The organism is Clostridium sp. (assembly GCF_022482905.1).
Taxonomy (GTDB): domain Bacteria; phylum Bacillota; class Clostridia; order Clostridiales; family Clostridiaceae; genus Clostridium_B.
Genome location: NZ_JAKVOI010000001.1, coordinates 420,799 through 444,080 on the forward strand (window position 1 = coordinate 420,799; position 23,282 = coordinate 444,080).

The 23,282-nt window shown below is 35.7% G+C and carries 20 protein-coding genes; 10 read left to right on the forward strand and 10 right to left on the reverse strand.

The annotated features are described in order from the left end of the window. The first annotated feature begins 66 nt into the window (after window positions 1-66). Window positions 67-1,203, forward strand: a complete 1,137-nt coding sequence (locus tag LKE46_RS02385; RefSeq protein WP_291718085.1) for a cysteine desulfurase family protein — start codon at window positions 67-69, stop codon at window positions 1,201-1,203. Further along, window positions 1,200-2,342: a tRNA uracil 4-sulfurtransferase ThiI gene (thiI, locus tag LKE46_RS02390; protein ID WP_291718087.1), complete on the forward strand. Its 1,143-nt coding sequence runs from the start codon at window positions 1,200-1,202 to the stop codon at window positions 2,340-2,342. Before LKE46_RS02385 ends, thiI begins: the two co-directional genes overlap by 4 nt. 249 nt (window positions 2,343-2,591) lie before the next feature. Here thiI and LKE46_RS02395 read toward each other — a convergent pair whose 3' ends face one another. The 4 genes from LKE46_RS02395 to argC are packed head-to-tail and all read right to left on the reverse strand — an operon-like array spanning window position 2,592 to window position 6,952. Continuing rightward, entirely contained in the window at window positions 2,592-3,773 is a 1,182-nt protein-coding gene (locus tag LKE46_RS02395; protein WP_291718089.1) for an aspartate aminotransferase family protein, read from the reverse strand. Between the two features lie 12 nt (window positions 3,774-3,785). Then, on the reverse strand, window positions 3,786-4,637 hold the full coding sequence (gene argB / locus LKE46_RS02400; RefSeq protein ID WP_291718091.1) for an acetylglutamate kinase: 852 nt from the start codon (window positions 4,635-4,637) through the stop codon (window positions 3,786-3,788). Window positions 4,638-4,675: 38 nt separating this feature from the next. Next, complete coding sequence (gene argJ, locus LKE46_RS02405) at window positions 4,676-5,896, reverse strand: bifunctional glutamate N-acetyltransferase/amino-acid acetyltransferase ArgJ (protein WP_291718093.1); 1,221 nt, start codon at window positions 5,894-5,896, stop codon at window positions 4,676-4,678. Window positions 5,897-5,920: 24 nt separating this feature from the next. Continuing rightward, the gene (gene argC, locus LKE46_RS02410) at window positions 5,921-6,952 is read right to left on the reverse strand and encodes an N-acetyl-gamma-glutamyl-phosphate reductase (protein ID WP_291725526.1); all 1,032 of its coding nucleotides are present in this window, start codon (window positions 6,950-6,952) and stop codon (window positions 5,921-5,923) included. A 307-nt stretch (window positions 6,953-7,259) separates the two neighbouring features. Here argC and LKE46_RS02415 point away from each other — a divergent pair, with 307 nt between their 5' ends. The 7 genes from LKE46_RS02415 to LKE46_RS02445 all read left to right on the forward strand — a co-directional run bounded on the left by LKE46_RS02415 (window position 7,260) and on the right by LKE46_RS02445 (window position 15,284). Continuing rightward, window positions 7,260-8,420, forward strand: coding sequence for a DUF4317 family protein (locus tag LKE46_RS02415; RefSeq protein ID WP_291718095.1), 1,161 nt, complete (start codon window positions 7,260-7,262; stop codon window positions 8,418-8,420). A gap of 154 nt (window positions 8,421-8,574) precedes the next feature. Further along, on the forward strand, window positions 8,575-9,321 hold the full coding sequence (sufC, locus tag LKE46_RS02420; protein ID WP_291718097.1) for a Fe-S cluster assembly ATPase SufC: 747 nt from the start codon (window positions 8,575-8,577) through the stop codon (window positions 9,319-9,321). Window positions 9,322-9,351: 30 nt separating this feature from the next. Then, window positions 9,352-10,758 carry a Fe-S cluster assembly protein SufB gene (gene sufB, locus LKE46_RS02425; protein ID WP_291718099.1) on the forward strand — a complete coding sequence of 469 codons (1,407 nt, stop codon included), beginning with the start codon at window positions 9,352-9,354 and terminating at the stop codon, window positions 10,756-10,758. Window positions 10,759-10,771: 13 nt separating this feature from the next. After that, a complete protein-coding gene (gene sufD, locus LKE46_RS02430; protein ID WP_291718102.1) occupies window positions 10,772-11,944 on the forward strand; it encodes a Fe-S cluster assembly protein SufD in 1,173 nt (390 codons plus the stop codon). Next, a complete protein-coding gene (locus LKE46_RS02435; protein WP_291718104.1) occupies window positions 11,941-13,203 on the forward strand; it encodes a cysteine desulfurase in 1,263 nt (420 codons plus the stop codon). Before sufD ends, LKE46_RS02435 begins: the two co-directional genes overlap by 4 nt. Next, window positions 13,190-13,633: a Fe-S cluster assembly sulfur transfer protein SufU gene (gene sufU / locus LKE46_RS02440; protein ID WP_291718106.1), complete on the forward strand. Its 444-nt coding sequence runs from the start codon at window positions 13,190-13,192 to the stop codon at window positions 13,631-13,633. The genes LKE46_RS02435 and sufU overlap by 14 nt, the downstream gene beginning before the upstream one ends. 133 nt (window positions 13,634-13,766) lie before the next feature. After that, window positions 13,767-15,284 carry a phosphomannomutase/phosphoglucomutase gene (locus tag LKE46_RS02445; RefSeq protein ID WP_291718108.1) on the forward strand — a complete coding sequence of 506 codons (1,518 nt, stop codon included), beginning with the start codon at window positions 13,767-13,769 and terminating at the stop codon, window positions 15,282-15,284. Window positions 15,285-15,314: 30 nt separating this feature from the next. Here the strand turns inward: LKE46_RS02445 and add are convergent, their stop codons facing one another. From add to LKE46_RS02460, 3 genes are all read right to left on the reverse strand, one after another. Then, window positions 15,315-16,343: an adenosine deaminase gene (gene add / locus LKE46_RS02450; protein WP_291718110.1), complete on the reverse strand. Its 1,029-nt coding sequence runs from the start codon at window positions 16,341-16,343 to the stop codon at window positions 15,315-15,317. Between the two features lie 67 nt (window positions 16,344-16,410). Continuing rightward, entirely contained in the window at window positions 16,411-16,911 is a 501-nt protein-coding gene (locus LKE46_RS02455) for an amidase domain-containing protein (protein WP_291718112.1), read from the reverse strand. A 53-nt stretch (window positions 16,912-16,964) separates the two neighbouring features. Further along, window positions 16,965-17,828, reverse strand: coding sequence for a TerC/Alx family metal homeostasis membrane protein (locus tag LKE46_RS02460; protein WP_291718114.1), 864 nt, complete (start codon window positions 17,826-17,828; stop codon window positions 16,965-16,967). 188 nt (window positions 17,829-18,016) lie between these two features. Between LKE46_RS02460 and LKE46_RS02465 the strand changes: the two genes are divergently transcribed. Continuing rightward, window positions 18,017-21,262 (forward strand): DEAD/DEAH box helicase, encoded by a 3,246-nt coding sequence (locus LKE46_RS02465; RefSeq protein WP_291718117.1) that lies wholly within the window; start codon window positions 18,017-18,019, stop codon window positions 21,260-21,262. Between the two features lie 12 nt (window positions 21,263-21,274). Here LKE46_RS02465 and LKE46_RS02470 read toward each other — a convergent pair whose 3' ends face one another. Genes LKE46_RS02470 through LKE46_RS02480 form a run of 3 tightly spaced genes read right to left on the reverse strand, consistent with a single transcriptional unit; the run spans window position 21,275 to window position 23,160 of the window. Beyond that, window positions 21,275-21,907 (reverse strand): ABC-2 transporter permease, encoded by a 633-nt coding sequence (locus tag LKE46_RS02470; RefSeq protein WP_291718119.1) that lies wholly within the window; start codon window positions 21,905-21,907, stop codon window positions 21,275-21,277. Further along, window positions 21,900-22,769, reverse strand: a complete 870-nt coding sequence (locus LKE46_RS02475) for an ABC transporter ATP-binding protein (RefSeq protein WP_291718121.1) — start codon at window positions 22,767-22,769, stop codon at window positions 21,900-21,902. The genes LKE46_RS02470 and LKE46_RS02475 overlap by 8 nt, the downstream gene beginning before the upstream one ends. A 16-nt stretch (window positions 22,770-22,785) precedes the next feature. After that, window positions 22,786-23,160, reverse strand: a complete 375-nt coding sequence (locus tag LKE46_RS02480) for a GntR family transcriptional regulator (protein WP_291718123.1) — start codon at window positions 23,158-23,160, stop codon at window positions 22,786-22,788. Between the last annotated feature and the right edge of the window lie 122 nt (window positions 23,161-23,282).

A 23,282-nucleotide genomic window follows, 5' to 3' on the forward strand; every position in this document is an offset into this window, starting at 1 on the left:
CAGTTGTGATATTATATTCTAGTATAAAACTATAATTAGGTTTAATTACATGAGGAGTGAATAATTTTGGAAGTTTATTTTGACAATAGTGCCACCACCAGACCATATAATGAAGTTATAGAAATTATGTCATATATCATGAAAAATTACTATGGGAATCCGTCTTCTGCATATTCACTTGGAATACAAGCTGAACACAAGATAAATGAATGCAGGAATATAATAGCAGGTACATTGAATTGCAGCAGAGATGAAATAATATTTACTTCTGGCGGGAGTGAGAGCAATAATTTTTTGATTAGGGGTTTTGCAAACAGAGGGAATCATATCATAACAACTGAGATAGAGCATCCAAGTATTTTAAACACATGCAAATATCTCCAAAATTGTGGGGTTAGAGTAACATATTTGGGCGTAGACAAGTATGGAAAAATAGATATTGAGGAACTGCTGGATAATATAAACAAGGATACGGTAATTGTAAGTGTAATGCATACCAACAACGAAACCGGAATCATACAGGATATAGAAAAAATAGGAAATGCAATAAAAGGTAAAAGCAGCAGAGTGAAGTTTCACGTAGATGCAGTTCAGGCATATGGAAAGTATAAAATAGATGTAAAAAAGTCAAATATTGATTTGCTGTCCATAAGCGGGCATAAGATACACGGACCCAGGGGAATTGGAATTGCATATGTAAGAAATGGACTCAGGCCGAGGCCTCTCATATATGGGGGAGGGCAGGAAAAAAACTTTAGATCAGGAACGGAGAATCTGTCGGCTATTGCCGGACTGGCAAGGGCGGCAGAAATAATATATGGAAAATATGAAAATAATTTTAATGAGGTAACTGGACTAAAAGATTATTTTATAAGTGAATTGAAAAAGTTGCCTGATGTAAAGATAAACAGTGAAGGTGATTTTTACTCACCATATGTTTTGAATGTATCTTTTATGGGAGTCAAAGGAGAGGTACTGCTGCATATGCTTGAGGACAATAATATATTTGTTTCTACAGGTTCTGCATGTTCGGCTAAAAAAAGCGGAAACAGTCATGTACTTGGGGCGCTTGGGATGGAGAATGAAGAAGCAAGAGGGGCAATAAGGTTCAGCTTTAGTGAGTTTAATACAAAAGAGGAAGTTGACTATACGATGGATGCACTTTATAAATCTTTGAAGTTTTTAAGGAGAATCAAGATATGAGAAAACTGCTGCTGGTCAAATATGCACCGGAAATTTTTTTGAAGGGATTAAACAAGGGAAAGTTTGAAAAGAAACTTGCAGACAATATAAAAAATGTCATGGGAGGTATTGAATACTATTTTGTAAAAGATCAGGGAAGATGGTTTATAGAATGCAGCAATCTGGAAGAAGCTATAAAAAGATTGAAAAAAGTATTTGGCATATCCGAGATATGTATAGCCTATGAAATTGATCCTGATATGGAAAGCATAGAGAAAATGGCACTTTCAAGTGCACTTAAATGCAGGGGAAATACATTTAAGGTTGTTACCAAGAGGGCTGACAAAAAGTTCCCGATGACTTCCATGGAAGTGAGCAGGGAAGTAGGAGCATACATACTGGAAAATTCGGAAGGACTTTCAGTTGATGTTAAAAGTCCTGATTTTTTCGTGAACATAGAGATAAGAGACAATGCCTATGTATATTCAGAGAGAATAAAGGCTGAAGGCGGTATGCCGTATGGAACAAATGGAAGTACAATGCTTATGCTCTCAGGAGGAATTGATTCTCCTGTTGCAGGTTATATGATGGCAAGAAGAGGAGTCAAACTTAATTGTGTATATTTCCACAGTCATCCATATACAAGTGAAAGGGCAAAGGAAAAGGTAAAGGATCTGTCCAATGTGTTAAAGGAATATACTGGCAGTGTGAATCTGTATGTTGTTCCATTTACGGATATACAGATGGAGATTATTGAGAAATGCAGGGAAGATGAGCTTACAATCATAATGAGAAGATTTATGATGAGAATAGCATGCAGTCTTGCCGAAAAATATGATGTGGATTCTGTAACTACAGGAGAAAGTATCGGTCAGGTGGCAAGTCAGACCATGGATGGACTGATAGTCAGCAATGATGTGGCAGACAGACCGGTTTTCAGACCGCTTATAGCAATGGACAAGATTGATATAATGGATATTGCAAGGGAAATAGGTACTTATGATATTTCTATATTACCATATGAAGACTGCTGTACCATATTTGTACCTAAACATCCAAAGACCAAACCTAGAGTTGATGAAATAAGGAAGGCGGAAGGTGTGCTTGAAATTGATACACTTGTCCAAAAAGCTATTGAGGGGACGGAACTTTTCAATTGATTTTGTATATGGATACAAAAATAAGGATATAGGGTTCAATCTATATCCTTATTTCGTTATAACTAACGAAAAACAATATATAGGGGGGTAGTGTGAACAAAATAGGATGTATGGAAAATCCTATCTTCATTTAATTCAAATAATACTAGCGAATAATTAATATTATTTGATATAAACTATTATAAGATATTAATGATAATAAATCAATACTTTCCGTAAAAATATAAAAAATGAGCCTAGGCTCATTTTTTAATCACATATGGAATTTATTGTATCCAGCAGTATGTTCAAGCCAAATTCAAGCTCATCCTTTGATATAACAAGCGGCGGGAGCAGTCTTATTACGTTGGGACCGGCTGTTAACACGAGAAGACCCTTTTCAAGAACTTTCTTTTGAACTTCGGAGGCTTTATCCGAGATTATCTGTATTCCTACCATAAGACCTATTCCTCTGACTTCCACGATGTTTTTGGAATTGGACTTTTCAAAAAATTGTTTTATAAAAAGACCTTTCTGTGATACTTCATCTAAAAATCCGGAACTTGTAAGTTTGTCAACTACACAGTTTGCACCGGCAGTACTTACTAGATTACCTCCAAAAGTTGAGCCATGGTCACCAGGTACAAAAGTATTTTCCAATTTTTCATTGCAGAGTACTGCACCAATTGGAAGACCACCTGCAAGACCTTTTGCTGTGGAAACTATATCCGGTTCTACATTATAATTTTTATAGCCGAATATTTTACCTGTTCTGCCCATGCCGCACTGAACTTCATCGAATATAACCAATATATCTTTTTCCCTGCTTATTTCAAAGACCTTGTTTATAAAGTCAGAGGAGAGGGGATTTACTCCACCTTCACCTTGTATAGCTTCCAGCATTATGGCGCAGACGGAGGTATCAATGGTTTCTTTTAGAGAGTTTATATTTGCATCTACATATTTGAAACCGTCAGGAAAAGGTCCGAAATATTTGTGGAATTTTTCCTGACCGGTAGCCTTCAGGGTAGTCAAGGTTCTGCCGTGAAAACTCTTATTGAGAGTTATTATAGTTTCACGCCCGCTGCCATATTTCAGGTAGCTGTATTTTCTTGCGAGCTTTATGGCACATTCATTGGCTTCAGCTCCCGAATTGCAGAAAAATACTTTGCTCATGCCACAGGCTTCAGTAAGTTTTTTAGCCAATGTCAAAGAGGGTATGTTCAAGAATATATTTGAAGTGTGGGCCAGAGTCCTGACCTGATCTGTTACAGCCTTGACCCAGTCTTCATTTCCATAACCAAGTGATGAAACTCCAATTCCAGATGTAAAGTCCAGGTATTCATTGTTTTCAGTATCATAGAGATTACAGCCTTTTCCATGTGTGAATACTATAGGAAGCTGACCGTAAGTATCCATAAGATATTTTTTTGAATAAGATAAATAATCCATATAAATTTCCTCCTAATAAATCATAGTACCTATACCTTGTTTTGAAAAAAGTTCGAGAAGAAGGCAGTGGGGTATTCTTCCATCAATAATGTGTGCTCTTCTTACGCCGGATTTGATTGCCCCTATGCAGCAATTTAGTTTAGGTATCATTCCGCCTTTTATAATATTATCTTTGTAGAGTGTTTTTGCTTCATCAAGATTTAATTTTGATATTAAGCTGGATGTATCGTCTACATCCTTCATTACACCGGGTACATCCGTAAGAAGTATTAATTTTTCTGCTTTCAGGGCGGATGCAATTTTAAAGGCACAGGTGTCTGCGTTTATATTGTATGTTTCCGAGTTGTCTCCAAGAGCTACACTACTTATTACAGGTATATATCCATTGTTTATTGAATCTTCAATTATTTCCGTATTTATGCTTGTAATCTCGCCTACATAACCAAGATCTTCTTTACCTAAAAGCTTTTTGGCCTTTATCATAGAACCATCTATGCCACACAGGCCTATGGCTTTTCCGTTATTGGTTTCAATAAGACTGACAAGATCTTTGTTTACTTTTCCACATAGTACCATCTGAACTATGTTCATTGTCTCTTCATCTGTGTACCTCAATCCATTTATGAATCTGCTTTCCTTGTTCAATTTTTTAAGGTAGGATGAGATGAGCGGCCCGCCACCATGTACAACTACAAGATTTATTCCAACGCATTTCATAAGTATCAAGTCATTTATGACGTATTCTTTTAGTTCCTCATTTATCATGGCATTTCCGCCGTACTTCACCACCAGTGTCTTGCCCCTGTATTTTTGTATATAAGGCAGTGATTCGGCAAGAACTCCTGCTATTTCATTGTGATCCAAAGTTGTGTTCCTCCTTTAGAAGTTATTATTTTTTAATTTCAGGATCTGTAACTTCCGTTTATTTTTACATAGTCATAGGTCAAATCACAGCCCCAGCAGGAAACAACACAGGAACCAGAATTCATATTTACGAGTATCAAAACTTCATCTTCAGACAATACGGATTTTGCGGTATCCTCTGAAAAATCTGTAGGGTAGCCATTGCTGAATACATCTATTTTTCCACTTGAACTCTCTATTGACAGTTCAATTTTGTTTACATTAAAATCCACACCTGCATATCCAAGGGCATCCAGAATTCTTCCCCAGTTGGCGTCACAGCCGAACATGGCGGTTTTTACAAGATTGGAGCATATTACTGACTTGGCCAATATTTCTGCACTATTTTCATCAGGTGCATTTGTTACCTTGCATTCAACCAGTTTTGTAGCACCTTCACCATCTTTTGCCATCATCTTTGCAAGGTGGATGGTTACTGCACTCAGGGCTTCTGAAAATATATAATAGTCGTCATCCTCTTTTTCTATGACAGGATTTTCAGCCAGCCCATTTGCTATTATGAGAGCCATATCGTTTGTGGAAGTGTCCCTGTCTACTGAAATTCTGTTGAAACTTATTTTGACAGACTCTCTCAAGGCTTTGTCCAAAAGCTGCGGTGATATATTTGCATCTGTGGTAATGAATGCAAGCATAGTTGCCATATTTGGATGTATCATTCCAGAACCCTTTGTCATGGCACCTATTGTTACAGTTTTCTCATGCAGTTTGAAGGTAGTGGATATTGTTTTGGCAACGGTGTCCGTAGTCATTATTGCAGCAGAGGCATCCATATAGCCGCTTTTGCTTAAAGAATTTACAAGCGGGGAAACAGCTTTCTGTACGGCTGATATATCAAGCTGTACACCTATGACGCCGGTGGATGCCACGAGTACGTCGTCTGGGTTTAAATCGAGAAGCTGGGCACAAAGGCTGCACATCTTTTCTGCATTGTCAATACCTTTGTCACCTGTACAGGTATTTGCATTCCCGCTGTTTGCAACTATAGCCTGAGATTTGTGATCGCTTAAATGTTTCATAGTCACAAGTACAGGAGCACCTTTTACCTTGTTCTGTGTATAAACACCTGCAGAATTGCACATTTTTTCTGAATAAATTAAGGCCAGATCTTTATTATCTGCAGATTTGAGACCTGCACTTACCCCGGAAGCCTTGAATCCTTTTGGTGAAGTGACTCCGCCTTTTTCGATTTTGAAATTCATATCAGATTATCCTCCTTTTGAGTATTAAAATATAGATGGCACAGCACTTAAACCATCAGTTTCATCGAGTCCCGAAGCTATATTCATGTTCTGAATACCCTGACCTGCCGATCCTTTTATCATATTGTCTATACAGGATATCAGTATCAGTTTCCCGTTTTCTTCATCATAGTGAAGTGAAATCTGACAATAATTCGAAAGTCTTACATTGTTTATCTTTGCAGATTCTCCAAGGGGAAGCACATTTACAAAAGGTTCGTTGCTGTAAAAGCTGGAGTATTCTTCATGAAGCTTTTTCATGTCAACATCTCTCTTGGGCGTGGTATATATGGTAGATAAAATTCCACGATTTATCGGAAGAAGATGAGGAGTAAATGTGAGCTTTACTTCATTATTTGAAATAGAATTCAAAGTTTCTTCTATTTCAGGAGTATGTCTATGCTTTGCTATTTTGTATGCACTTAGATTTTCATTGCAGTTGTTAAACAGCGAAGGCTCACTCAATCCTCTTCCACGTCCGGTAACTCCGGATTTGGAATCTGAAATTATTCCCGTTTCCTCTATTATATCATTAGAAATAAGGGGAAGGAGAGCAAGTTCGATTGAAGTAGCAAAACATCCAGGATTTCCTATAAGCTTTGCAGTTCTTATTTTTTCCCTGTTGAGTTCAGGAAGACCATATACGGACTGGCTATGTAGGTCGGGTATTTCAAAATCTTTTCCATACCATTTTTTATAGGTAAGTCCATCTTTGAATCTGAAATCGGCCCCCATGTCTATACATAATCTATCCTTGTCCAATATTTTCTGTGCTATATTTTCACTTAAACCGTTTGGTAGAGCTATAAAGACAACGTCACTTTTTTCTATTACAGCTTCACTGTCTTCACATATCAATTCATTCAAATTATAGAAATTCGGATATATGTCCGAAAATTTTTTTCCTTTATAGCTGACGGATGATATAGATGATATTCTGACCTTACTATGATTTGATAAAAGTCTTATAAGTTCAGCTCCTACATAACCCGTACCGCCTATTATTCCAACCTGCAGCGATTTAATTACCCCCTCTGACAAAACTATTTATAATAGTTATTATTATAAAACTTTATGAATAATTATGCAATAATATCTATAAAAAACTTGAAAAATTTTTATGGATATTAGCCTAAACATTATAAATTATTCGCAAAGCTGTTTACCTGAGTCATACATAATAATTAATGCATAAGTATACATAATTGTGTGTGCAGCTTTTAATATACATGTAATTATAGTTGAATGTCCTATTATGTTTTGTATATAATTATTTACAGTATATATTAAATAATTATACAAGTTGGTAATCAAAGGAGATAATATGAATAAAAAGGATTTGTCAAATATAAGGAAGGAATTTAAGATTGAAAGTTATGCACTTCCTATTAAAGAGGTGTACAGCGTATATTTGAAAAAGGATAATGGAGCTATAATAACCAAAGAACTTGTACCTTTTGGAATGATGGATATTGAAACAAGGGAGCTCTATTTGAAGAATTTTAAAAAGGTGCTTACGGGTACCATAGATTCAAAAATATTTGAACTCGATTTTATGAAAAAAGAAATTAATGAAACACAGAGTGTACTGTATAATGCACTGAGCAGCGGAAGCAGCATACCAGAATTTGCAGATTGGATAGTAGATAGAATTGCAAAAAATTTCAATTATGATACGGATATAGTGATCAATTTCATCAAGGCTCAATATTATAGGGGAAATGGGAAAAAAACTTCCGGGGAAGAGGGGATTGAAGAAGCTATAGAAGCTGTGGAATTCATACTCTGCAGTATAAATAAAGTGGATGTCCCTAAAAAGGTTTTGAAGTTTGATTATTCGGAGATGAAATTCAAAGCAAATTCGGCCCTGGATGTAACTGTAAATTTGAATTCTCCGCTTGATGGATTCATGTTTCCAAGCTTTAGTTCAGGATATGTGGATGTTAACAAGCTGGTCTACTATTCACATAAATCCAGGGAGTTGAATAAGACTTTTGTGGAGGACATTCTTGGCTGTGTTATTAAACCAACATCAGAGGAAGAAAAGGAAAGCTTTAATGCTATAATTCAAACTGCAGTAGAAAATAAAATTAAACCTCAGGTAATGCAGAAAATATATGAGAATATGAATGAAAAACTTCAGGAATCGGAAGATGAGGATGAAGAAGCTAAAGTTGACATGAGGGAAATTTCAAATATACTGGAACAGAGCGGAGTTGAAAACAGGGAACTTGTAAAGAGTGCATTTGAAGAAGTATGTGGAGGCAACTATGAATTCAAAGTAAAAAATGTAGTGCCTGATTTTGAAAGCAGATCCGTGAAAATAGAGAATGACAATATAAATATAACAATAACCCCTGGAAAGTTGAACTCCGTAAGGCAGATAAGAGACAAAGAGGGAAGGAAATGCCTCCTTATAGTATTAAATGAAGATGTAACTATAAATGGCTTGAGTATCCAAACTGAAAATGGAGATTTTGAATAAATTATCTAATATTGTTGATTATCTGTTAAATAAATAGTAGAATGTAAATAGAAATAATTCTGAGCATTTAAGTCTGATATAATTTTATAACTAAGACTTAAATTTTTTTGATATCAAATAAGAGTTAAATACTCGGATATAGAGGAGAGGTACAATGGATAATAAGCTGCTAAAAATAAATAATCTTAAAACAAAGGTTGGAGAAACTGAAATATTGAAGGGCTTGAATCTGGAGATTGGAAAAGGAGAGGTTCATGCAATAATGGGACCGAATGGTGCAGGAAAATCCACGCTTGTAAATACTATAATGGGTCATCCAAAATATTCCATATCCAGTGGGGATATATTATTTGAAGGAAAGTCCATAAATGATCTAAAGGTTGATGAAAGGGCAAGACTTGGTATATTCATGTCATTTCAGTATCCGGAAGAGATACAGGGAATAACAGTTGAAAATTTTCTTCGTACTGCAAAATCTGCTGTTAGTGGAAAAAAGAGCGGAATACTGGCTTTTAGAAGATTGCTGAAGGAAAAATTGAAACTTTTAAAAATAGATGAAAGCTATTCAAAGAGATATTTGAATGTGGGATTTTCAGGAGGAGAAAAGAAAAAAAATGAGATTCTCCAGATGGCCGTACTTGAACCAAAGCTTGCAATGCTGGATGAAACTGATTCAGGACTTGACGTAGATGCCGTAAGAATAGTATCGGAAGGTGTAAGCAAACTCAGAACGGAAGAAAATTCGGTGCTTATAATTACACATCACAACAGCATTCTGGAATATCTCAAACCTGATTATGTTCACATACTTGTAAATGGAAAAATAGTCAAGACGGGCGATAGTTCCCTGGCAGAAGAGATAGAGAAGAATGGATATGATGCATTCAAGGCTTTGGCTTAATATAGTACTTGAAAATGGAGGTGTTCTTTGTTGGAAAAAAATAAAACTTATATAGAAGATGTGCGAAGAAGTATCTACGATATAAAAAACAAGGATAATTACAGCTATAAAAGTGACAGCGGACTTACAAAAGACATAATAGAAAAAATATCCGAAGAAAAAAATGATCCTGACTGGATGAGGGAGTTCAGGCTCAAATCCCTTGAAATATACGATAAAACGCCTATGCCTTCCTGGGGACCTGATTTAAAAGACCTGGACATGGACAATATAGTTACTTACGTAAGACCAGATACGAGCATGAAACATGACTGGAAGGATGTGCCCGAGGATATAAAACAGACTTTTGACCTGCTTGGGATTCCGAAAGCTGAGCATGAATCACTTGCAGGAGTCGGTGCACAGTATGATTCGGAGGTCGTTTATCACAATGTGAGTGATGAACTTAGAAAACAGGGCGTACTTTATATGGATATGGAGACAGCCATAAGGGATTATGAGGATCTGGTAAGGCCTCATTTCATGAAGCTTGTACCACCAACTGACCATAAATTTGTGGCACTTCATGGAGCCGTCTGGTCAGGAGGTTCATTTGTATATGTTCCTGCAGGTGTCCAGGTTGATATCCCGATCCAGTCATATTTCAGGTTGAATGCACCGGGGGCAGGACAATTTGAACATACACTTATAATAGTAGAAAAGGGAGCAAAGATTCATTATATAGAAGGATGTTCAGCACCTAAGTACTATGTGAACAATCTTCATGCAGGATGTGTTGAATGCTATATAGGAGAAGGCGCTACTTTAAAATACAGTACTATAGAGAACTGGTCCAGGAATATGTACAATTTGAATACAAAGAGAGCTGTTGTGGATAAAAATGGACGTATAGAATGGGTGACAGGATCTTTCGGCTCCAAGGTTTCAATGCTCTATCCAATGAGTATATTGAGGGGAGAAGGAGCAAAATGTGAATTTACAGGTATAACTTTTGCAGGAGCAGGACAATATCTGGATACAGGTTCAAAAGTAGTTCATGCAGCTCCCAACACTACATCTACAGTAAATTCAAAGTCAATATCCAAGGATGGTGGAGTTTCAATTTACAGGGGACTTCTGAGTTCCACAAGCGATGCGGTGCATTCAAAGTCAAGTGTATCCTGTGAATCACTTATGCTTGACAGTAAGTCCAGATCGGATACAGTGCCTATTGTAAGTGTTGCAAACAATAATGTAGATATAGGACATGAAGCGAAGATAGGAAGAATAAGTGATGATGCAATCTTCTATCTCATGAGCAGGGGACTTACAGAGGAAGAAGCAAGGGGAATGATAGTAACGGGGTTTGTTGAACCTGTTGCAAAAGAACTTCCACTTGAGTATGCTGTGGAGATGAACAATCTTATTAAACTGGAACTAAAGGGAACCATAGGATAGGAGGTATAATATTATGGACATAAAAGATAATTTCAGAGAAAAAAAAGATATAATTTCAACTTTTGAAAATAAAAATGATTTTAGACTAAACCAGGCCTATGTTCCTACATGGAGATATCTTGGATTAAATGATTTCCATATTGAAAATTATGAGCTTCCCGAGATAGAATCGTATAAACTGGATTATATGAATTTCAAGCCTGAAAATTTTGAGGGAATTACTGTGGTTCCTACAAAGGATGCTGTCAGACATGAATGCCTGTGTGGACATTCAAGTTTCAAGAATGCATCTTCCGTATCGAAGGATTTTGTAAGACTTGCGGAGAACGGATTTAATTCGGGCATATTTGTAAAAGTCCCGGAAAACAAGGTTGTGGATTCATATATAAGGCTTAATTTTAATTTGAATGATGATAACCCGACGGTTATAGACAATAATATTATTACAGCAGAACCAAACAGCAGAATTACATTATTGGTGGATTATTCTACACAGGGCGGCAGGACAAAGGCATTCCACAATGGATTGACCAGGGTGATTGCAAAAGCTGGCTCAGAAGTAAATGTCATAAAAATTCAGAGGATGAATGATTTGTCCACGCATTTTGATTCAAATATGGCAGTAGTTGAATCCGGTGCAAGAGTGAACTGGGTTACAATAGAAATTGGAAGTGGTACAAATGTTACAAACTACAATTCCGATTTGAATGGAGACCACAGCAGTGCAGATATATACTCGGCCTATCTTGTGGATGGAGACAGAAAACAGGATCTTTACTATACTACAAATCATTTTGGCAGAGAAAGTACCAGCAACATGGTCATAGAAGGTGTTCTGAAAGACAGGGCAAGGAAAGTATTCAAGGGAAATATAGATTTCAGGAGAGGTTCTTCCAAATCAAAGGGAGCACAGGCTGAAGAGGTTCTTCTTTTAGATCCTACGGTTAAAACTGACAGTGTTCCAATACTCCTGTGCCAGGAAGAGGATGTGGATGGACAGCATGCTGCAAGTGTGGGAAAGATAGATGAAAATCAGCTCTTTTATCTCATGAGCAGAGGACTTGATTATAGTGAAGCGGAAAAACTTGTTATAGAGGCCAGATTCAGTCCGATTTTTGATAGAGTGCCGGCAGATGATTTAAAAAATTTCTTGTCTGAAGAACTTAGAAGGAGGCTCGTAAGATGAGTAATACAAATGTAGAAATTAAAAAAATAGATGTAGAAAAAATAAGAAAGGATTTTCCGATACTTTCCATAAAAGTAAATGGAAAAGATCTGGTCTATTTTGATAACGGGGCAACAACTCAAAAGCCAGTTCCTGTTATGAATGCTGTGAGAAATTATAATGAAAAGTTGAATGGAAATCCCCACAGAGGAGCGCATTATCTGGGAGTTACATCTACTAAAGCCTATGAACAGGCACGCGAGAAGGTGAGAAAATTCATAGGTGCTGAGAAGGCATCACAGATAATTTTTACAAGGAATGCTACGGAATCACTTAATCTGATAGCATATAGCTATGGGCTGAATTTTATAAATGAAGGTGATGAAATAGTAATAGCTGTTTCCGAGCACCACAGTAATATACTTCCATGGCAGATGGTGTCAAAAGTCAAAGGTGCGGTATTGAAGTACATGTATACTGACGATGACGGCAAAATTACCGAGGAGGAATATAAAAATAAGATCACAGACAGAACGAAGATAGTGGCAGTTGCACAGATGTCAAATGTACTTGGGACCAAACACCCCGTGAAGCAGATTGCAAAGTATGCCCATGAAAAAGGTGCTGTAGTTGTAATAGATGGAGCCCAGAGTGTACCGCATATGAAGGTCGATGTAAAGGACATTGATGCAGACTTCTTTGTTTTTTCAGGACACAAGATGCTTTCCTCCATGGGAATAGGGGTACTTTATGCAAAGGAAAAGCTGCTTGAAGAAATGCCTCCATTTTTAAGAGGTGGAGACATGATAGAGTATGTTACAGAACAGGATGCCACTTTTGCGGAGCTCCCATTCAAATTTGAAGCAGGGACGCAGAATGTAGAAGGAGCGGTATCACTTGGAGCAGCTGCTGATTATTTGAATTCCGTAGGACTTGACAATATAGAAGCTTATGAAAAAGAGCTTACAAAATATGCCCTTGATAAACTTTCAGATATAGATTACGTTACAGTTTATGGACCGGGGAATGTGGAGGATAGAGGAGGAATTATATCCTTCAATATAAAAGGTGTGCATCCACATGATGTTGCAACTGTCCTGAACAGTTATGGAGTAGCAGTAAGATCCGGACATCATTGTGCACAGCCCCTGATGAAATATCTTGGAATTCAGGCTTCTTCAAGAGCAAGTTTTTATTTTTACAATACTTATGAGGAAATAGACAGATTTATAGAAGGAGTCAAGAATGTAAGGAAGTGGTTGGGCTATGGACGATCTTAGTCTCATATATTCAGAAATAATAACAGAACACAATCAGGATACTACAAATAAAAGGGAAATAAAAGATCCCGATCTGAAGGAAAGAGGACACAATCCGAGCTGTGGAGATGATATAACTCTTTCCATGAAATTCAAGGGGGATGTTATAGATGATGTAGCATATCAGGGAAGTGGATGTGCCATATCACAGGCATCTACGTCCATGATGATAGATCTCATAAAAGGGAAAACTATTGATGAGGCCATGGAGTATGTAAAGACCTTTATTGGAATGATAAAAAAGGAAATTACAGATGATGACGAGCTTGAAAAACTTGAGGATGCCATAGCACTCAAGAATATATCGATGATGCCTGCAAGGGTAAAATGTGCAGTGCTTGCATGGCATACTCTGGAAGAAGCTATAAAAAAAAGAAATACGAAAAAGTAAACACGGGCTGTTAAAATTGAAGGTATTCAGTTTTAACAGCCTTTTGTCTAAAATTTTTATGCCGTGCTGTAATATATGTGGATAATATAGTACAATTAATATGATCATCAAACTAGTATCAGGAGGTATTGTAATGGACAAGAAATGGGAAAATGTAAAAAATGGTACAGATATCAGGGGTGTCGTAATAGAAAATGATGAGAGGGATGTAAATCTTACATATGATATGATTTCTACCATAGCCAGATCATTTGCAGTATTGCTGTCATCCAAAAAAAATAGAAAGCTGGCAGACTTGAGGATATCCATAGGAATGGACTCAAGGATAACCAGCAGCAAAATAAAAGAAATAATGTCCAGGGAAATTTCAGGGCTTGGCTGCAGTGTAATTGACTGTGGACTTTGTTCGACACCTGCAATGTTTATGAGTACTGTGCTTGATGGCTGCAAGGTGGATGGTGCAGTTGAGATAACCGCAAGTCACCTCCCGTATTATTATAATGGACTGAAATTTTTTACAGAGAATGGTGGCTTTGAGAGCAGTGATATAACAGAACTGCTTGCCATTTCAGATAGTGGAGAACTTCCAGAACAAACTGAGGAAGGGGAAATAGAAGAAAGAGCTTTAATGGATGATTACAGCAGATTTTTAATAAATAAGATAATAGATGGAATAGATGACAAAGTTAACAGAATACAGCCGCTCAAAGGATTCAGGATAGTTGTAGATGCCGGGAATGGCGCGGGAGGATTTTTTGTAGAAAAGGTTTTAAACAAACTTGGAGCAGATACGGTTGGGAGTCAGTTTATCGAACCGGACGGCAGATTCCCCAATCATATACCTAATCCTGAAAAAAAGGAGGCAATGGATTCTATAAAGGATGCAGTACTTAAAAATTCTGCAGACCTTGGTATTATTTTTGATGCGGATGTAGACAGGGCTGCAGTAGTAGACAGCAGGGGCGGAGAGATAAACAGGAATGCACTTATTGCACTTGCATCGGCTATTGTACTTGAGGAACATCCGGGTTCCATAATAGTTACAGATTCAGTTACAAGCAATGGACTTAAGAAGTTTATTGAATCACATGGTGGAATTCACCACAGGTTCAAAAGAGGATATAGAAATGTCATAAATGAGGCTATAAGATTCAACAAGGAAGACAAAGAGTGTTATTTTGCCATTGAAACTTCAGGACATGCAGCATTAAAGGAAAATTATTTTCTGGATGATGGCGCCTATCTTGTTTCAAAAATACTCGTAAAGATGGCAAGATTGAAAAATGAAGAAGGAAAAACACTTACGGACCTCATTTCAGACTTGGAAGTTCCACGTGAAAGTGTGGAATACAGGATAAAAATCAAATGCGATGAATTTAAAAAATATGGAGCAGGGGTATTGGAAGATCTTAGAGCATTTGTGGACAGTGTAGATGGATGGAGTATTGAACCAAAGAATTATGAAGGTGTAAGGGTAAACTGCAATGATTCAAGTGGCTCCGGATGGTTTCTCCTTAGATTGTCACTTCATGAAGCTGTTATGCCGTTGAATATAGAATCTGACAAGGATGGTGGTACATTGTTCATAGCATCCAGGCTGGTGGAGTTTCTAAAGAAGTATGACAAACTTGATTTTTCAAGTGTGAAATAGATATTGCAGGGGATTCCTAAAAATATATGATTAGGAATCCTCATTTTTCAAGAAGTCTGAAAATTGCATTTGAAGTTTCTCTTTGTCGTTTTGATTCATAAAAGAGGCAGTTATGCCGTTCTTTATAGTCTTTTTTATGTCAGCCACAGTAAAGTTCTGATATTTTACAAGAAACTTGAATTCATCAATTATATTTGTATTGGAAACAGTAGTATTATCTGTATTTACAGTTACAAAGAGTCCATTATCCAAATATGTTTTTATGGGATGGGATTCATAGGAGGAAACTGCAGATGTATTTACATTGCTTGTAATGCACATTTCCAGGGGAATATTATGATTTTTCAAGTACTCAACTACGGAGCTGTCTTTAAAGGCAAATATTCCATGTCCTATTCTTTCGGCATCCAGGAGCTGTATGGATTTTATTATATTTTCAGGTTTTCCTGTTTCACCTGCATGTACGGTCCGGTGAAGCCCATAATACCTGGCCATTTCAAAGGCTTTTCTGTGTATTTCGGGAGGAAAATCCTCCTCGTTGCCGGCAAGATCTATTGCGGCAACTCCCATACCAGCAAAATCTTTTGCAATATTCACCAATCTAATGCTTTCTTCCGGAGGTTCATGGCGCATGGCACACAAAATCAAGGCAGACAAGATCCCATATTTTTTAAAACCGTATTGCATTGCTTCAAGTGCTGCCTTTATAACATCATGTGCAGATAAGTTCCTTGTATGGTTGAAGGGAGCAAATCTTATTTCAATATATTTTATATTGAGTTTTTCCGAATCTTCCAGAAGTTCCAGTGTAGTTCTGTATATATTTTCGTAGCTCTGCATGACTTTTATAGGTATGTCGAATTTGTCCAGGTATTCTTTTAAAGAAGAACATTTTCCGCATACGCCTGTATATGATGTCAATTTGTGCATATCATAAGTTGGAAGTTTAATATTGTCTTTTTCTGCAATGTCTATCATTGTAGAAGGTCTTATACTTCCATCCAGATGACAGTGCAGATCAGTTTTGGGAATATCCAGAAGAAATTTATCCAAATTCATTATATTTCCTCCAATGGTTATATTTTAATATAAATTATAGTTGAAATAATGAATAATAACAATGTAGCTACAATGATATTTTCATGAAATGCATCTTTGATGCCCAGTCTTTTTCATAGGGAATATTCAAGACATCCGGAGTATGCTGGGATATAAGAGGATAACTGTAGTGAAATGAAGTTATGATTGCAGAATGCTGTATTTTGCCACTGATGTTTTCATAAAATATAAGATCACCTGGTTCAAGCATTGATATGGAATTGATTTCTTCTCCTTTAATACCATATAATTTTTCTGCATGGTTTATTTTAAGATACCAGTAGAGAGATCCGGCCACAGCCCAGGAAACTGAAGAGGCATTTTGATTGTACCACCACTGATTTCTGCCTGAAAAAATCAGTGGTGCACCTCCGGCTCTCAGACACTGGGATGTGAAATTTGTGCAGTCACCACCGTTGCTGCCCTGAACGGCAAAATATCTATAAGAAGAATTTGGAACTACGGCGTAGTTTACAGCATAGTTTACCGCCTTGATTCTGTTGTAGGATGAAATACTTCTATAATGCATAATTTCTCCTCAATTATTAATTCTGTTATTAATGTATGATTGCATTTAAATAGTTATTCGGCAATATCTGTAAAAGTTTTATCATCACGAGAGGAGCTCTTTTTACTGCTCAACAAAATGGAAGTTATAATGCTGGTTGTCAATATTATGAATATGATTGCAAGGGAAGCTATTACAGAAACATTTATATGGAAAAAGGTAATGGAAAGTTTGATTCCGGTAAACATCAATATACAGGCAACTCCGTATTTTACATAGGCGAATTTGTTGTGGAGTTTTTCAAGTAAAAAGTACATGTTCCTCAGTCCTAATATTGCAAATATATTGGAAGTATATACTATAAAGGGATCGGTAGTTATAGAAAATATAGCGGGTATTGAATCTATGGCAAAAATTATATCTGAAGCTTCTATTAATATCAGTATTGCAAAAAGTGGAGTTGCATAGAGTACTTTATTTTTTCGTGTAAAAAATTTCTGACCATCCAGCTCTTCTGAAACAGGAATGATTTTGTCCAGTAGCCGAATTATTCTGCTTCGCTTGAAATTAACTACAATATCATTTTTAATCATCATTTTTATGCCACTTATTATCAATAGTATTCCAAATATATACAGCATCCAGTGAAATTTGTTGATGACAGTAACTCCTAGAATTATAAATATAAGTCTTAATATTACTGCGCCAATGATTCCATAGGTGAGTATTCTTTTTTGGTATTCAGGCTTTACAGCAAAACATTCGAATATTATTAAAAATAAGAAGAGATTGTCCAAACTAAGACTTTGTTCAATAACGTATCCTCCAAGGAAAGACAGGGCCTTTTCCTGCCCCATGAAAATATAAATTCCGATGTTGAATACAATAGCCAGTCCTATCCAGAAACTTAAATGCAGCAGCGATTTTTTTGTAGACATAAATTTACCTCCAAAACTTAAGATTGATAAAGATTATTATGGTAATTATAATAACATAAATATTGCATTGCATCAAGTTATTAATATTGTTTTTAATAGATATATTTTGCTTATAAACAGTTATTTAATACTACATATGATATGCAAGATTATTGATTTATTGTGATATAATATTACAAGGTGATATTATGGACAGGAATAAACTACTTAAAATATTTAACAGTCAGATAAGTGGAAAGAATCATAGTAAGGGAATTAGGGTATTTAACGGTGATCTTGTTTCTTCCGTAGATATTCAAAATAAAGATGGACTTATCTATATAAAAGGAAATGTGATTTCAGAAAATCTTTTTAATGAGTATAAAACTCAGATTGAAATAGATGCTCAAGATAAGAATGTAGTTTCAACCTACTGCAGCTGTAAGGATTATGAAAATAATGAATTCAGCAAGGGCAATTATTGCTGTAAACATTTGATAGCTACATTTTATAAAGCTGTGGATGATCTTGTGAAGAATCCTCTTTTTAATAACTGTAATCCGGTAGTTGAAAATACTGTTGGATTTCGCAGTCAGTCAGATATTCTATCAGTGCTTTTGGGTGGAAAAGAAGACAGGGAAGAAATAAAAATAGAGGTATATGTGAGCAGAAATCAGTGGGAAAACAAGTTGTCAGCTGAGTTTAAAATAGGTCTTGGCTCTATGAATTCAGGCAGCCTGTATGTTTTAAAGGATATAAATCAATTTCTGATTTCAATATACAATAATATACCTGTAATCTACGGAAAAAACTTTACACTTAATATGAATGAAAACAAATTGAGTGTAAAGGATAAAATACTTGTTGATTTTATCCAGACTCTGAAGGTTGTGGAAGGAAGTTATACATACCGCAGCAAGATAAGAAAGTCAAATATAGATGGAAAATACATACATATACCTGATTATCTGGTGAGAGAATTCTTCCGTATAGTAAAAGGACATAAAGTCTATCTTGATGAAGGATTTCTATATAGATGTGTGGAAACTGAAATAGTCGAAGACAATCCTCCTGTAGAGTTTGATTTGAAAAGCATAAATGAAAATTATGTGCTTAAAGTGGAAAATGGAATTCCTCTCCCGCTGGATTCAAGGAACACTGTGCTTTTTTACGGTTCGACCATATATATTCCGGATGCGGAATATTGTATAAGATTCAGGGCTTACATTTCCGTATTTAATAATGCAGATTCGGTTGTATTCCCTTCTTCTGAAGCTGAAACCGTACTTAAAAAACTGATACCGCAACTTAACCTGCTTTCAGACAATGTGAAATTGTCAAAGCCCATAATGGATAAGATAGTAGATGAAAAATGTGAATTTAAATTTTACTTTGATAAAAAGAGTAAAAATATAATACTTACAGTAAAGGTAAAATATGCAACTTTTGAATTCAATATATTTCAGGACTGCAGGGAGAAAATTGTATATAGAGAAGCCAGAAGAGAACTGGAAGTTGTAAGACTGCTGATAGCATTGGGATTTGAAAGAAGACAGGATGAATTTTATTTTTTGAGGGAGGATGACTACATATTTAATTTTTTTAAAAGTCAGATACAGAAACTTCAAGATATTGGAGAAGTATTTTATTCTGAGAATTTTAGAGGAATTAGGTCCATTGGAAACCAAAGTCTAAGTGCAAGTATTAAAAGTGGAAAATATGACTACTTTGAAATGAAATTTAAAATAGGAAGTATATCACCTAAGGAGACCTCCTCTATATTGAAAGCTTTCAGGGATAATCTCAAATACTACAAGTTGAAAAATGGAGAGTACCTTGACCTGGAACAGCTGGAACTGAAAAAGTTTTTGAAACTGCTTGATTCAGTAGCTCCTAAAAATATAAGCGACAATTGCATAGAAATACCAAGGAATAAAGCCATTTATGTAAATGAGTGTATAGATCAGGGCAAAATGAGATATATAAGCGGAAAGTCAGAACTGGAAAGAATAAAAAACAGGTTGAAAAATATAAACACTCTGGAGTTTGAGAAACCGAAAAATTTACAGGGGGATTTCAGGGAATATCAGAAAATAGGTTACAATTGGTTTAAGACACTGGACTATCTTGGGTTTGGCGGAATATTGGGTGATGAAATGGGACTTGGAAAAACCTTTCAGACCATTGCTTTTCTGATGTCCAATACAGGAGGCAGATCGTTAATTGTAGTTCCAACCTCTCTTGTATATAACTGGGTAAATGAATTTGAAAAGTTTGCTCCGGATATGAGAATAGCGGCAGTTAATGGAATAAAAAAAGAGAGAATGAAACTCATAGACCATATGAGTGAGTATGATGTTTTTATAACTACATATAATCTTCTGAAGAGGGATATGGATGTATATAAAGACATTGAGTTTGACTATTGTATCCTGGATGAAGCCCAGTACATAAAAAATTCCCATTCCGAAAATTCAAGAAGTGTAAAAAAGATAAAATCCAGAAGAAGATTTGCGCTTACAGGTACTCCGGTGGAAAATTCAGTTATGGAACTCTGGTCCATATTTGATTTTATAATGCCTGGATATCTTTATGATGAGAAGAGATTCAGTGTAAGGTATTACAAGAGATTTAAAGAAGAACCTGTAGTTATAGAGGACCTCAACAGACTTGTAAAGCCATTTATTCTCCGTAGAAGGAAAAAAGATGTTATAAGGGAGCTGCCTGATAAAATAGAAAGGACCATTATGGTAGATATGGGTGACAGGCAGAAAAAGGTATATGGAACTTATGCCGGACATGTTCTTGATCTTGTGGAAAAAAAGGTAAAGGACAATGAATTCAAAAACAGTAAAATTGAGATACTTGCATATATTACAAAACTCAGACAGCTGTGTCTTGATCCGTCAATAGTAATGGAAAATTACAGTGGTGGAAATGCGAAAATGGAGGTACTGCTTGAATTGATTGAACAGGGAGTGGATGAAGGACATAAAATACTTGTATTTTCACAGTTTACATCTGTTTTAAAAAATATCTGCAGTAAAATAAATGGCGAAGGGATAGAGTACAGCTATCTGGATGGTTCAATACCATCAAAGAATAGAATCGTGATGGTTGAAAACTTCAATTCGGGTAATGTACCGGTATTCCTGATAAGTCTAAAAGCAGGTGGAACGGGGCTGAATCTTACGTCTGCAGATATAGTGATCCATTTTGATCCCTGGTGGAATCCTGCCGTAGAAGAACAGGCTACGGACAGGGCTCACAGGATAGGACAGGAGCATGTAGTGGAGGTTATAAAGCTTGTGGCAAGAGGAACTATAGAGGAAAAAATTGTATTTCTCCAGCAGGACAAGAAAAAACTCATAGACAGCTTGCTGGGAGATGAACTATCCGGCAGTCATGGAATTTCCTCACTGTCGGAACAGGAAATAGTAGGTCTGTTTAGATAGATGAATTTACTCTTAAAAATTTTTGCCCTTATATATCGAATAAGATATAAAAAAGGATACTAGAAATATGATAAACATTGTGATTACAATACCAGCAGTAATTATGTTATCTGGAAGACTGCCTAAATAATTTGTGATGTGTTTAACGTTTTGTATTTTCCCAATGGTGGTGAATGCAAAGAATATGACAAGAAATAGACCTATAGCTGCATATCTTGTGGCAGCATAACCGTATTTGAAGTATACTGGCAGGACGGAACAGCTTAAAAGTAGGACACCTGCAAAACTTCCCAATATATATTCTAAAGTCATTTTGCCGGATAGTTGTATTATGTACAAGGATTGCATAAGGTTTGGAAGTATAAATGCTGAAAGTATACCCAAAAGTCCGAATATCAATATGGATATATATTTTGACATAACTATGGTAATTCTATTTATAGGAAGACTGTTAAGCATGACATTTGCTTTTTCATCTTTATAGAAAGTTCCAGTTACGAGTGCATATGCGGAAAAATTGGATATAAATGCAAACATGAGAGAGGGATCATCCTTGAAATTAATACTTGTTAATAATGAAACAAGTATAATTATTATAAAAGTTTTTTTCTGTATCAATATATCCTTTAAAATCAAATTAATCATTGTTTTTACCTCCATTTACCGTATATACCAGGATATCGTCCAGGCTTGCTTTTTCAAAAAGTACTTCTCCTTTAGAAAAATTTTTGATGCTCTCCATATTTTTTGTAAGTGCTTCAAAACCAAAGGAGTTTTCTTTTATACTTATGAGATAGTTTTTGATATCAGATGTCAGCAGGCTTTTATTTCCTTTTACAATTTTATAATTGTCGAGAATGCTATCTTTGGTATCTGAAAAAACTATTTTGCCTGAATTTAGAAATGTTATATAGTCTGCTATTTTTTCCAAATCAGCGGTTATATGGGTGGAAAACAATACGGACTTGTTTTCATCCTGTATTATTGAATATAGGATGTCGAGCATTTCATTTCTGAATACTGGATCAAGGCCTGAAGTAGGTTCATCCATTATTATGAGTTCTGGATTATGTGAAAGTGCAATTGCAAGAGAATATTTCATTTTCATGCCCTTTGAAAGTTGTTTTATCTTTTCCCTTACAGGAAGGTTGAAATCGGCCATGTATTTATTGAAAATATCATTGTCCCAATCTTTATAAAAACGCCTTATTATGTTTTTCATTTCAACTAAAGTCAGGTCGTCATAAAAACAGTTTTCATCGTATACAAAGCCTATTTTCTGTTTTATTTGTCTCTCATGACTTATGTTGTCCATATTAAAAACCTTGATGGATCCTGAGTTTTTCTTTACAAGATTCATTATAAGCTTTATAGTAGTACTTTTCCCAGCACCATTTGGACCTATAAGTCCCATGATATATCCTCTTGGGAGATTAAAACTTATATTGTCGAGAATAAATCCTCCATAAGTTTTACTCAGATTTTTTATTTCCAGAATGTTATTCATTATCTTCCCCCTTGCTTTATATATTGTCGTATAAAATATCAATCATTTCTTTTAATTGTTCTTTTTTTAATCCTATTATTTTACTCTCTTCTATGGCTTCAATAAGTTTGTCTTCAATGGATTTGATTTTTTTCTCTCTTAAGAATTCCCTGTTCTGTGATGATACATAAGAACCTTTTCCCGGCACGGTTTCAATGAATCCTTCTTTTTCCAGCTCCTCATAGGCTCTCTTTGTAGTTATTACACTTATTTTCAGTTCTTTTGCAAGATTTCTTATAGAAGGAAGAAGTTCACCCTCTGATAGAACTTCTTTTATAATATTATCTTTTATCTGTCTTGTAATTTGTTCATATATTGGATCCTTTGATATATTGGAAATAATTATGTTCATGATTGCTGCTCCTTTTAAAAGATCGCACATACTGTATATAATTGATTATATACAGTATAAACACTAATAAAATTTTTGTCAATATAAAAAACTTGAAATGCATGTAATGCACTTCAAGTCTT